This is a genomic window from Sulfitobacter sp. L-8 (assembly GCF_056859255.1).
On the sequence record NZ_JBSXOD010000045.1, the window covers coordinates 227,330 to 239,713 of the forward strand.

A 12,384-nucleotide genomic window follows, 5' to 3' on the forward strand; every position below is an offset into this window, starting at 1 on the left:
TAATGCGTATTATTTTTTGGGCCGGGTTCGCGGCTTTCATCACCGACCAACTCACTAAATATATCGTCGTTCACGCGATGGAACTGAGCCGGGTACGGTCGATCGATGTTTTTCCGCCGCTGTTGAATTTTCGCTACGGCGAAAACCGGGGCATCAACTTTGGCCTGTTCGGCGACGGGGCTGAATCAAGCCGTTGGATACTCATCGGGGTCGCGATTGCAATCTGTGTCGGTCTGTTGATCTGGGCGGGGCGTCAGCCTCTTGGCCTCTGGGCCAAGGTCAGTGCCGGTGTCCTGATCGGTGGGGCCCTTGCCAATGTGGTCGATCGCCTGATCTATGGCTATGTGCTCGATTTTCTGAACACTACCTGCTGCGGCATCAATAACCCTTTCGTTTTCAACACCGCAGACATTTTTATCTTTGCAGGTGCGCTAGGATTGGTCTTTTTCATTCCGAATGCGAAGCCGACAGCCCAAAAGCCGCGCAAAAAAGGTCAGTGACATTTACCGCCTGACTGCGATAGTGATGTAAACACCTTAACAACTCCTTAAGGAGAACCGTCATGCGCTTTGTCGCCGCTTTATTTTTGTTTCCGCTTGTTCTTGGTGCATGCGCCAACACGGGCCTGCGCGACATTCAAACCCCTGCCTTGGGGCCTGACGAATTCATGATACTGCCGGTCAAACCTTTGTCGCAGCCTTCTGACTACAGTGCTTTGCCTGTTCCGACCCCAGGACAGTCGAATTTGACCGACCGCGATGCCGTGGCCGAGGGCATCATCGCCTTCGGTGGGAAACCGGAAGCGGCAGGTGGTGCGGTTCCGGCCCGGGATGCTGCATTGGTGCAGCAAGCGGGCCGTCTGGGGGTGGTGCCGGGAATACGCCAGGATCTCAGCGAGGCAGACGAAAGCTTTCGCAAGCGCAGGGGCCGGTTTACCAGCCTGAAGGTCGTGCCGACAGATCGCTACAATCAGGTGTACAAGCGCCAGTCGCTTGATGCCCGCGACGAAGCTAACCGATGGCGCCAGGCAGGCGCACGTACGCCGTCCGCGCCACCGTCAAACTGACGCAGCCAGAATTACAAATCTGTTAGGTCCCTTGAACGTCACGCCCAGTGGCGTAAGTAGGCGGTATAGGACCCTGTTCAAAGGACCCGACCATGAAGATATTTCCGGCCCTCGGGGTCATTTTTGCGCTTGTGATGCCTGCCTCTGCGGTGCTGGCACGAGATAACGAAGCCGTCACCCACTACACGCTTGATAACGGGATGGAGGTCGTCGTCGTCGAAGATCACCGCGCCCCGTCGGTTCAACAGATGGTTTGGTATCGGGCAGGGTCTGCGGATGAACCAAAAGGATCATCTGGTGTCGCCCACTTCCTTGAGCACCTGTTGTTCAAGGCGACCGACAAAATGGAAGCCGGCGAATTTTCTGCCACAGTTGCGAAAAATGGCGGTCGGGACAATGCGTTTACCAGTTACGATTACACGGCGTATTTTCAGCGCGTTGCATCGGACCGTTTGGAATTGATGATGCAGATGGAGTCGGATCGGATGAAAAATATTCGTCTGACACCCGAAAACATCGAAACTGAACGCAATGTGATCATCGAAGAACGTAATCAACGCACCGAAAATGATCCCGGTGCGCTATTCCGCGAGCAGATGAACGCGGCGCAATATCTCAACCACAGGTACGGAACGCCGGTGATCGGATGGATGCACGAGATGCGCGAACTTGATCTCAAGGACGCGATTGACTTCTACGACCTGTATTATTCGCCCAACAATGCGATCCTGGTCGTGTCAGGTGATGTGCAGCCTGAAGAAGTGCTCCGGCTGGCTAAGCAATATTATGGTGTGATACCGGCCAATCCCGACCTGCCCGACCGTGTGCGGACCCAAGAACCACCACAAACGGCAGAGCGGCGTATGACGTTTCGGGATGATCGGGTCGCGCAGGAATATGTAAGCCGGTCCTATCTTGCCCAGGAACGCGACCCAGGCGACCAGAAAACCGCCGCCGCGCTAACCATGCTGGCCGAAATACTGGGCGGAGGAACCACGTCTTACTTTGCAGAGAAGCTGCAATTCGATGCCCCCATAGCGACCTATTCGGCGGCTTTCTATAATGGCCTGGCTTTGGACGACACGACATTTAACGTTGTTGTGGTTCCGCAGCCCGGGGTCACCTTGCAAGAGGCCGAAGATGCAATGGATGCGGCGATTGCCAGTTTCATGAAGAAGGGTGTTGATCCTGAGCAGCTCGATAGGATCAAACAGCAGGTCAGAGCAGAACAGATATATGCACGCGATGACGCCGATAGCGTTGCCAACCGCTATGGCAGTGCACTGGCCATCGGGTTGACGGTGCAGGACGTGCAGGATTGGCCCGATGTTCTCGAGGCGGTAACAGCCGATGAGATCATGCAAGCGGCCAAGGATGTATTTAACCGTGAGGCATCGGTGACCGGCTGGCTGATGCGCGAAGAGGTACCAGAATGAGACTGATCTACGTTGTCGCGCTGACGCTGCTGGCCGCCTTTCCGGCACAGGCCGAAGTCAAGATCCAAGAAGTTACGTCCCCCGGTGGGTTGAAAGCATGGCTGGTGGAGGAACACTCCATCCCCTTTGTCGCCCTGGACGTCAGATTCAGAGGCGGGGCTTCGCTGGATGCTCCGGGTAAGCGGGGCGCCATCAATCTGATGACCGGATTGCTGGAAGAAGGTGCCGGTGAGCTGGATGCGCGTGGTTTTGCCCGCGAGGCCGAAGGGCTGGCATCCAGTTTCCGGTTCGGCGTAGATGACGACAGCTTGTCCGTATCCGCGCGTTTTCTAACTGAAAACCAAGACGCGTCGGTGGCTTTGCTTAAGCAGGCCTTGCAAAACCCGCGCTTTGATCAGGATGCGATTGACCGTGTTCGCGGTCAGGTGCTGTCGGGCATTCGATCGAGTGAAAAAGACCCTAACGATATTGCACGCAAGAAAATGGATGAAATGTTGTACGGCGACCACCCCTATGGGTCATCGCTGGATGGCACGGTCGAAAGCGTGACCGCGCTGACCCGCGATGATTTGATCGCGGCGCATGACGCGGTAATGGCGCGCGACCGGATTTATATCGGTGCCGTGGGCGACATTACCCCCGAAGCGTTGGGCAAACTGATGGACAATCTGCTCGGCGATCTCCCTGCCACCGGGGCCCAGATGCCGCCTCGTGCCAACGTCACCCTGTCGGGGGACATGACGATTGTTGATTTTCCGACTCCGCAATCGGTGGCTTTATTTGCACAAAAAGGCATCGCGCAAAAAGACGACGATTTCTTTGCGGCAACGGTTATGAACCAGGTCCTTGGAGGTGGATCGTTTGAAAGTCGGCTTATGGACGAGGTGCGCGAAAAACGCGGTCTGACCTATGGCGTCTATTCCTATCTGGTACCGATGGACCTGGCTGAAACCTACCAGGGGTCGGTCAGTTCCGCGAACGACCGTATTGGCGAAGCACTAAGCGTCATTCAAGACGAATGGTCTAAAATGGCTACAGAAGGGGTGACGCAGCAAGAGCTCGATGATGCCAAGACCTATATCACCGGTTCATATCCGCTGCGTTTCGACGGCAACCAGACGATCGCAGGCATTCTTGTGGGTATGCAAATGCTGGATCTGCCGATCGACTACATCGCCACCCGCAACGACAAAGTCGAAGCCGTGACGTTGGAGGATGTTAAACGTGTCGCAGCAGAGCTGTTGTCGCCCGACCAATTATCATTCGTGGTAGTAGGCCAACCCGAAGGTCTCGCTACCAGGCCCGCCGAATAGCAGATGCTTTACCGCACTGCACGCGCTGTAGAATCTGACACGCCGGGCCAGGGTTGTCCGGCGTGAATTTTGGATTGTCCCACGCGGTTCGGGTTATCCTCCGGGAATTCATTCACCATAGGGTATCCAGACGTTTTTAACTTCTGTGGACGCCTGTAAAAACTCGATCCCTTCTGCGTCTGCTTTCATCCAGTCCCGCGACATCCCGTTGTTCACCCAGGTCCGCTTAAGATTCTGCGCGCTGCCAAATTCAATGACCTTGCACAGGTCTTTGCCGCCAAAGCTCCAGACCGCATCGATGTCCATATGACGCGCCATTGTCTCGGCGATGGCCGGGTGCGGTCCGGTTAGAATATTCACCACCCCACCGGGTACGTCCGAGGTTTCCAGTACCTGTATGAAATCGGTTGCTGCCAACGGGAAGGTGGGGCTGGCGGCGAGGATCACACGATTCCCCATGGCTATGGCCGGGGCCATGCATGAAATCAAACCCAACAGCGGGGCCTCGTCGGGGCACAGCGCTCCGATGATACCCACGGGTTCTTTCATCGCCAAAGCCGCGCCCCGAAGCGGAACGCCATGGATCTGGCCATCGTATTTGTCCGCCCATGCAGCATAAGTGAACAGGCGATAAACCGACGCGTCCACCTCTTTTTCACCGGTTTTTCCGCCGAGCATAGCATTCAACCTCTGCGCAAACTCATCCCTGCGGGCCGACAGGTTTTCGGCGATATAATACAGAATTTGCGCCCGAAGATGCCCGGTGGTTTTCCCCCAAGTTTTTGCGCCCTGCGCCGCTTCGACGGCGTTGCGTACGTCCTTGCGCCCGGCCAGCGACACGTGGCCCAGCAGCATGCCTGACTTCCCCTGAACCGATCCCGAATAGCCGCCATCGGGGCGTACCTGCTTGCCGCCGATGTAAAGCTTCGCCGTGCGGTCGATTCCCCCGGGAGGAGGACGTAATTCGCCGCTGACAGAGGGCGCGATTTCCTTCAAGGGCCTGCGGATAGTCTTCGGGCGGGTATAGGCGGTCAGCCCCTCCCAACCGCCCTCGCGACCAAAGCCGCTTTCGCGCATGCCGCCAAATCCGGCGGCGGCATCCATCATGTTGGTACCGTTGATCCAGACAACGCCGGCAACCAGTTTGGGCGCTATATCAAGCGCGAGGTTGATATTCTCAGACCAAATGGTCGCGGCCAAACCAAAGCGGGTGTTGTTGGCAAGCTCGACGGCCTCAGACGGGGTGCGGAATGTCGTCGATACCAGAACAGGACCAAAGATTTCCTCTTGCATCAGCCGATCCGCAGGGTTCATGCCGGTGATCAGGGTGGGGGGGTAAAAACAGCCGGCTTCGGGAACATCACCGGCGCGAAACAAGGTCCCGGCAGTATTGGTCGCGACCATCTCCTTGACCCGCTGGACCTGAACGGGGTCAACCAGCGCGCCGACGTCAATCGACTTGTCCAACGGATTGCCGACCCGCAGCTTGGCCATCCGTATGCGTAACTTGGCATAGAACCGATCCGCCACGGGTTCGTGCACCAGCAGGCGCGAACCCGCGCAACAGACCTGGCCCTGATTGAACCAGATCGTGTCGACCAAGCCTTCGATTGCGGAATCGATATCGGCGTCGTCGAACACGATGAACGCAGACTTGCCACCCAGCTCCAACGTCAGCTCTTTACCGCTTCCGGCGGTCTGTTCGCGGATGCGCCGACCCACAGGAGTAGAGCCGGTAAAGGCAATCTTATCCACATCGGCCTGTACGATCATCTCGCCGACAGTGCCATCACCGGTAACGATGTTGACGACGCCCTCGGGTAACCCGGCCTGCCGACAAATGTCTGCGAACAGCAGTGCGGTCAGCGACGTGTATTCCGCAGGCTTCAACACAACGGTATTACCCATCGCCAATGCCGGCGCGATTTTCCAGGCCAGCATCAGCAGCGGAAAATTCCATGGAATGATCTGTCCGCACACGCCCAGCGCCTCGCGGTCGTGTAATGTGCTCTCCATCAACTGGGCCATACCGGCGTGATAATAGAAATGTCGCTGCGCCAACGGCACATCTACGTCCCGCGCTTCGCGGATAGGCTTCCCATTATCAAGGGTTTCAAGGACGGCGAACAACCGGCTGTGCTTTTGCAGCAAGCGTGCAATCGCATATAAATACTTGGCTCGTTCGTGCCCGCCCAACTTTTCCCACTTCGGTTGAGCAGACCGTGCAGCTGCCACAGCCGTTTTGACCTCTTGCGCACTGGCTTGGCTCAAGGTCGCCAGTATGTTGCCATTCGCAGGGTCACGGCTCTCGAAATCGTCACGCGGCGCGGTAAAGGACCCGTTGATGAACTGTCCGAACCGGCTCCCTTGATCTACCAGCCACGCCAATGCCTCCGCGGACGACTCAGGTGCCGCACCATAGTCCATGGTTTCGTAAATTTCGGAAACGCTCATGGCTTCACCCTTTTTAAAATACTCAATTATGGCTCGGATATCATGCGGATCAGCTGATGGGGTGACGATAGCTTGCGGAATAGCTTCCCGTCACGTGATGCTCGATCTGCCGTTCGATATCACCCAACAGCGACGATGCGCCAAACCTGAACAGATCAGGCCGCAACCACCTGTCCCCAAGCTCTTCCTTGATCATGGCCAGATAGGTCAGCGCATCCTTGGCTTTCGATATCCCGCCCGCCGGCTTGTATCCCACGCGCATGCCGGTACGATCGTGATAATCACGGATCGCGCGGATCATGACCAACGAAACGGGTAGTGTCGCGTTTACGTTTTCCTTGCCTGTCGATGTCTTTATAAAATCCGCTCCAGCCATCATGCACACCAGCGATGCACGCGCGACATTGCGCAGCGTCCCCAACTCTCCGGTGGCAAGAATGGTTTTGATGTGCGCATCTCCACAGGCCGCGCGAAACGCTTTGACCTCGTCATACAGGGCCTGCCAGTCGCCCGACAGAACATGGCGTCGCGATATGACGATATCGATCTCTTGCGCGCCGGCCTCGACGCTCATTTCGATCTCGCGCACGCGAAGTTCGAACGGAGACAAACCGGCGGGAAATCCAGTCGATACTGCCGCGATGGGAATCGATGTCCCGTTCAGTGCAGCTTTGGCGGGGCTGATCATCTCGTGATAGACGCATACCGCTCCGACCGTGATGGGCGTCATGCCAAGCGCTTTCAACAGATCGGGTGCCAGGGGTTGCCGGGCCTTTGCGCATAACCTTTCGACGCGCCGGGCGGTGTCATCCCCGGAAAGCGTGGTCAGGTCGATGCAACTGATCGCGCGCAACAACCATGCCGCCTGGTGGTCTTTCTTGACCGACCGGCGCGCGGGCAGAGTTGCCGCTCGTCGTTCGATCGCCGAGGTGTTGGCGTGGACCGCCCGTACCCAATCCAGATCCAGCGGCATCCCGGTGTTGCGCGGTTCACCCGCTTGAGGAAGATGGTTCGGAGCCAGCGCGGGGGCGTCGGTTAAAGGCGTGGACATCGGTATTCCTGACTGGTGATGGGGCAGCTTGCCTTGCCGTCCGCACCGTGGTTAAGCGCGATTATACGTGGCGAAAGCAAATTCAGCTGCCGCGATAGGTGGTGTACCCATAGGGGGACAGCAAGAGCGGGACATGGTAATGTGCATCCGGATCGGAGATCCCGAAGCGCAGCGGAATCTGATCCAGAAATCCAGGTGTGTCGCGGGGCGCGGCACTGGCCTCCAGGTAGGCTCCTGCATCAAACAGCAGCTCATAGACACCGGGGGCAAACTGGCCTTTGGGCAGGATAGGCGCATCGGTGCGGCCATCTGCGTTGGTGGTCATCTGCGCCAGTTTCAGCCGGTTGGTGCCTTCGATCCGATACAAAGTGATATCCATTCCTCCGGCAGGTGCCCCGCGACCGGTATCAAGAACATGTGTCGTAAGATAACCGTCTGCCATATACAGATCCTTCCAAAAAGGGGTTAGGCGCACAGGATACGGCTGGCATCCGGCGCGTCAATCACTTGTCTGCCTGCGTGAGAATCGCATCGGAAATATTTTTTTCGCCAGCGATTCGTTTTTGCTTTGACCCGCGAATCATCATGGGCTTATATAGGTGACACATACCAACAGATGCGAGGCCTGCCAGCGACGCACATAAATCTGGGGTATGGACCTGGGAACGAATTCTTTAAGATCGGGCAAGCTGCATTAGGTGCGGCGATCTTTGGGCAGGGGCCGACAGGACTGTTCGCATAGGAACAGCGGTCCCTTCCACCTCTTTCTGGTTGGGGCTCTGCTTCCCTTTCGCCATGACACGGGTGTTTCGGACAAGCCGGCCCTTGGTTTGTCGTTCGGTAGATTGAAAAATGTTTTGCGTTTGCTGCCGGCCACTCGCGCAACGTTGCGCGCGTCGGACCTGCTGTACATTTCAGATCATCAATGGTTGAAATCTACTGCGCCCTGCCGACATCCTGGCCGGGTGCCAACCAAAGGACGCCCGATGACACGATACCCCCGAGATTTTCGCGGCTATGGCCCGACCCCGCCTGACGCAAAATGGCCGGGTGGGGCGCGGATCGCGGTGCAGTTCGTACTGAACTACGAAGAGGGCGGGGAAAATAACATATTGCACGGGGACGCCGCATCCGAGGCGTTTCTGTCCGAAATCGTAGGCGCTGTCCCTTGGCCTGGCCAGCGTCACTGGAATATGGAATCGATCTATGACTACGGGGCACGGGCCGGCTTTTGGCGGCTACACCGTTTGTTTACGGGCGCGGGTATTCCGGTAACCGTCTATGGTGTTGCCAGCGCTTTGGCGCGTGCGCCCGAACAGGTCGAGGCAATGAAAGCCGCCAACTGGGAAATCGCCAGTCACGGGCTGAAATGGATTGATTACAAAGATCACACCGCCGCTGCCGAGAGCGCCGACATAACCGAAGCCATTCGTTTGCACCGAGAAGTCGTAGGCGAAGCGCCCCGGGGGTGGTACACCGGGCGCAGTTCAATCAACACGGTGGCGCTGGCATCCGAAATCGGGGGGTTCGACTATATCTCCGACACCTACGACGATGATTTGCCCTACTGGACCCAGATCGCGGGGCGCGACCAGTTGATCATCCCCTATATGTTGGATTGCAACGACATGCGGTTTGCCACCCCGCAAGGGTTCAATTCGGGAGACCAATTCTATACCTACCTGTGCGATACTTTCGACGCTCTCTATGCGGAAGGTGCGGCGGGTAATGCCAAGATGATGTCGGTCGGTCTGCACTGCCGCCTGATCGGGCGTCCGGGGCGTGTTCAGGCGTTGAAACGATTTATAGAATACATCGGCCGGGTCGAGGGCGTCTGGACCCCGCGACGCATCGAAATAGCCAATCATTGGCGCGAAACCCATCCCCCGAAATCCATCTTTCGCGCAGACTTGATGACCCGCGAGGATTTCGTCGCCCGCTTCGGTGGCGTGTACGAACATTCGGCATGGGTCGCAGAACGTGCGTTTGATCTGGAATTGGGGCCTGCCCATAATTGTGCCGCCGGTATCCATAGCGCGTTATCGCGGGTGTTTCGGTCTGCCAGCCCAGCCGAACGCCTTGGCGTGTTGCGGGCGCATCCCGACCTTGCCGGCAAGCTGGCGGTCGCCAAGCGGCTCACCGCGGAAAGCACGAGCGAGCAAGCCAGTGCGGGTCTGGATGCATTGACCGATGCCGAGCGTAGCAGGTTTGAGGAGCTCAACACCGCTTACGTCACCAAGCACGGGTTCCCCTTCATCATCGCGGTCAAAGACCACGACAAAGCGGGTATCTTGAAACATTTCCAGGCACGCCTGGCAAATGCCACTGCTTCGGAATTCGATACCGCCTGTAAACAGGTCGAACGTATTGCCCGGCTGCGCCTGGAGGAGATGATATGACAAGCTACGCTTTCCCGCCCGGGGGGCTGCCGGACCAGTCGACCTCGCCGGAAAGTACCGCAGTCTTTACGCCAGCCTATGCGGTAATTCCCGCATCGGTACAGCGCGATATTGTGACAAGTTTCCTACCCGAATGGCGTGACAGCCGCGCCTGGGTACTGGCCCGGCCCTTGACCGGCTTCGCCGAGACCTTTTCGCAGTATGCGCTAGAGATCGCACCCGGAGGAGGTAGTGCGCACCCCGAACCCGACGAAGCGGCCCAAGGCGTTTTGTTTGTTGCTGTCGGGACGGCGCGGCTTACCATTGGCGAGGCTGAACACGACCTCAGGCCGGGGTCCTATGCCTATTTGCCGCCCGCGTCGGATTGGTCGCTTTTCACCACAGGGGATACGCCTTGCAAACTCCACTGGATACGCAAGCGGTATACGCCGGTGTCGGGGCTAGACATGCCGCCAGCACTGGTTACTCACGAGAAGGATGTGCCGCAGCTCGCCATGCCTCACACTGACGGGGCATGGGCGACACAGCGGTTTGTTGAACCGACCGACCTGCGACACGACATGCACGTGAATATCGTCACTTTTCAGCCCGGCGGGCTTATCCCCTTTGCCGAAACCCATGTGATGGAACATGGCCTGTATGTCTTGCAGGGCACGGCGAATTACCTTCTTAACCGCGACTGGGTTCCGGTCGAGGCCGGTGATTTCATGTGGCTTCGGGCATTCTGTCCACAGGCCTGCGTAGCGACCGGCGAAGAACCTTTTCGGTATCTGCTGTACAAGGATGTGAACCGCCACATGCCCCTGACCCTATGACCCGCGCCATACATAGCCAGCCACTGACCAGGGAAAGCTTTGCGCCATTCGGCGAAATACTTGACGCCTCGGGCCAACCGGATCGGATGATCAACGCTGGAATGTGCGGGCGCCATCATGATTTGGCCGCGCTGGATTTCGGGCAGGATGGACAGGCCGGGATCAGCATCTTTGATGCCCGCCCCCGCAGTTTTCCCTATACGCTGGATCTGCTTGAGCGTCACCCCGAAGGATCGCAGGCGTTTCTTCCGCTGACAGGTCATCCGTTTCTCGTCATCGTCGCCCCCGATCACAACGGCGCGCCGGGCACGCCGCTCGCGTTTATCACACACCCTTTTCAGGGGGTGAACTTCCGGCGCGGCACATGGCACGGCGTGCTGACGCCTTTGGCCGAACCGGGGCTTTTCGCCGTTGTCGATCGTATCGGCGCGACCACAAACCTTGACGAATACCCGCTTGATCCGCCTTATGTGATCAAAGGTTAGACCCAAAAGATGCACACCACATGCAACAAGCGGTCACCGTGACCTCAACAGCTTTCGCGCTCGCTTGGCCGCACTGACGACAAAGCAAGATCCAAGGAACTCCTTTCATGTATGATATGGCCGCTATTACTACCTGGATTGAATTCGCTGTCCGGTGGGTGCATGTCATCACGGCGATTGCGTGGATCGGGTCGTCATTCTACTTCATAGCGCTTGATCTCGGGCTGCACCGTGACCGCAATCTGCAATCGGGTGCCGACGGCGAGGAATGGCAGGTGCACGGCGGGGGGTTCTACCACGTGCAAAAGTACCTCGTCGCCCCTTCGCAGATGCCTGATGACCTGATCTGGTTCAAATGGGAAAGCTATTCGACCTGGCTATCCGGCTTCGCCCTGCTGATCTTGGTTTACTATCTGGGGGCTGAATTCTACCTCGTGGATCCGCGCATAGCGGATCTGGCGACGTGGCAGGCAATAGGGATTTCGCTGGCGTCGCTGGTTTTTGGGTGGATAGCCTATGACCAGATATGCAAAAGCAAGTTCGGCAATGACAACACGCGCCTGATGATCGTTCTATACGTGATCCTGGTGGGGATGGCGTATTTCTATACATCGGTCTTTTCGGGTCGGGCCGCGTTGCTTCACCTGGGGGCCTTCACCGCCAGCATCATGTCGGCCAACGTGTTTTTCATCATCATGCCGAACCAGCGTATTGTTGTGGCCGACCTCAAGGCAGGGCGTACTCCGGACGCGAAATATGGCAAGATCGCGAAGCAGCGCAGCACGCATAACAACTATCTTACGCTGCCGGTGATTTTTCTGATGCTCAGCAACCACTATCCACTGGCCTTCGCGTCAGAGATGAACTGGCTGATTGCCGCACTGGTGTTCCTGATGGGGGTGACGATCCGGCACTATTTCAACAGCGTGCATGCCCGTCAGGGGAATCCGACGTGGACATGGCTGGCAACGGCACTGCTGTTCATTGCAATTATCTGGTTATCTACCGCGCCGATGTTTCGCGCCGATGAACCTCAGCAGGCGTCGGGCGCAGCTTTGCGTTTCGCCCAAGCCGACGGTTTTGGGCGGGTGCAGGATATCGTCACGGGACGGTGCAGCATGTGTCACGCCGCAGATCCGGGGTGGGAGGGGTTGCTGTGGGCACCCAAGGGGATACGGTTGGAAACCGAATATCAGATCGCCAGCGCTGCAAAGCAGATCTATCTGCAGGCAGGTATCACCAATGCGATGCCGCCGGCGAATCTTAGCCATATGGAGCCGACAGAGCGTGCTGAAATTGTCGCTTGGTTCAATGCTGCCAACAAATAACACGCGGGAAGATGCGGCTGGATAGGTATAATCCCGT

Annotated in this window: 11 protein-coding genes; 8 read left to right on the top strand and 3 right to left on the bottom strand. The window is 57.5% G+C overall.

Translation table 11 applies throughout. The features are described 5' to 3' along the window. Positions 1-2 precede the first annotated feature (2 nt). The 4 genes from lspA to AC13DE_RS09280 all read left to right on the top strand — a co-directional run bounded on the left by lspA (position 3) and on the right by AC13DE_RS09280 (position 3,815). Entirely contained in the window at positions 3-500 is a 498-nt protein-coding gene (gene lspA / locus AC13DE_RS09265) for a signal peptidase II (protein ID WP_446295215.1), read from the top strand. A gap of 62 nt (positions 501-562) precedes the next feature. Beyond that, on the top strand, positions 563-1,066 hold the full coding sequence (locus AC13DE_RS09270; RefSeq protein ID WP_446295216.1) for a DUF3035 domain-containing protein: 504 nt from the start codon (positions 563-565) through the stop codon (positions 1,064-1,066). A 92-nt stretch (positions 1,067-1,158) separates the two neighbouring features. Next, entirely contained in the window at positions 1,159-2,502 is a 1,344-nt protein-coding gene (locus AC13DE_RS09275; protein ID WP_483047640.1) for a M16 family metallopeptidase, read from the top strand. Further along, the gene (locus tag AC13DE_RS09280) at positions 2,499-3,815 is read left to right on the top strand and encodes a M16 family metallopeptidase (protein ID WP_446295218.1); all 1,317 of its coding nucleotides are present in this window, start codon (positions 2,499-2,501) and stop codon (positions 3,813-3,815) included. The genes AC13DE_RS09275 and AC13DE_RS09280 overlap by 4 nt, the downstream gene beginning before the upstream one ends. Positions 3,816-3,923: 108 nt before the next feature. On the opposite strand, the gene AC13DE_RS09285 is transcribed toward AC13DE_RS09280, so the two are convergent. The 3 genes from AC13DE_RS09285 to uraH form a co-directional block, all read right to left on the bottom strand. Further along, positions 3,924-6,269, bottom strand: a complete 2,346-nt coding sequence (locus AC13DE_RS09285; RefSeq protein WP_483047641.1) for an aldehyde dehydrogenase family protein — start codon at positions 6,267-6,269, stop codon at positions 3,924-3,926. Positions 6,270-6,318: 49 nt separating this feature from the next. Next, positions 6,319-7,320, bottom strand: a complete 1,002-nt coding sequence (deoC, locus tag AC13DE_RS09290; protein WP_483047642.1) for a deoxyribose-phosphate aldolase — start codon at positions 7,318-7,320, stop codon at positions 6,319-6,321. Between the two features lie 82 nt (positions 7,321-7,402). Then, complete coding sequence (gene uraH / locus AC13DE_RS09295; protein ID WP_446295747.1) at positions 7,403-7,762, bottom strand: hydroxyisourate hydrolase; 360 nt, start codon at positions 7,760-7,762, stop codon at positions 7,403-7,405. Positions 7,763-8,306: 544 nt separating this feature from the next. Between uraH and puuE the strand changes: the two genes are divergently transcribed. The 4 genes from puuE (at position 8,307) to AC13DE_RS09315 (ending at position 12,347) form a co-directional block, all read left to right on the top strand. Then, on the top strand, positions 8,307-9,719 hold the full coding sequence (puuE, locus tag AC13DE_RS09300; RefSeq protein WP_483047643.1) for an allantoinase PuuE: 1,413 nt from the start codon (positions 8,307-8,309) through the stop codon (positions 9,717-9,719). Next, positions 9,716-10,534, top strand: a complete 819-nt coding sequence (locus AC13DE_RS09305) for a bifunctional allantoicase/(S)-ureidoglycine aminohydrolase (RefSeq protein ID WP_483047644.1) — start codon at positions 9,716-9,718, stop codon at positions 10,532-10,534. The genes puuE and AC13DE_RS09305 overlap by 4 nt, the downstream gene beginning before the upstream one ends. Continuing rightward, entirely contained in the window at positions 10,531-11,019 is a 489-nt protein-coding gene (locus AC13DE_RS09310; protein ID WP_446314228.1) for an ureidoglycolate lyase, read from the top strand. Before AC13DE_RS09305 ends, AC13DE_RS09310 begins: the two co-directional genes overlap by 4 nt. A 107-nt stretch (positions 11,020-11,126) precedes the next feature. Beyond that, a complete protein-coding gene (locus AC13DE_RS09315; RefSeq protein WP_446314227.1) occupies positions 11,127-12,347 on the top strand; it encodes a urate hydroxylase PuuD in 1,221 nt (406 codons plus the stop codon). The last annotated feature ends 37 nt before the right edge of the window (positions 12,348-12,384 follow it).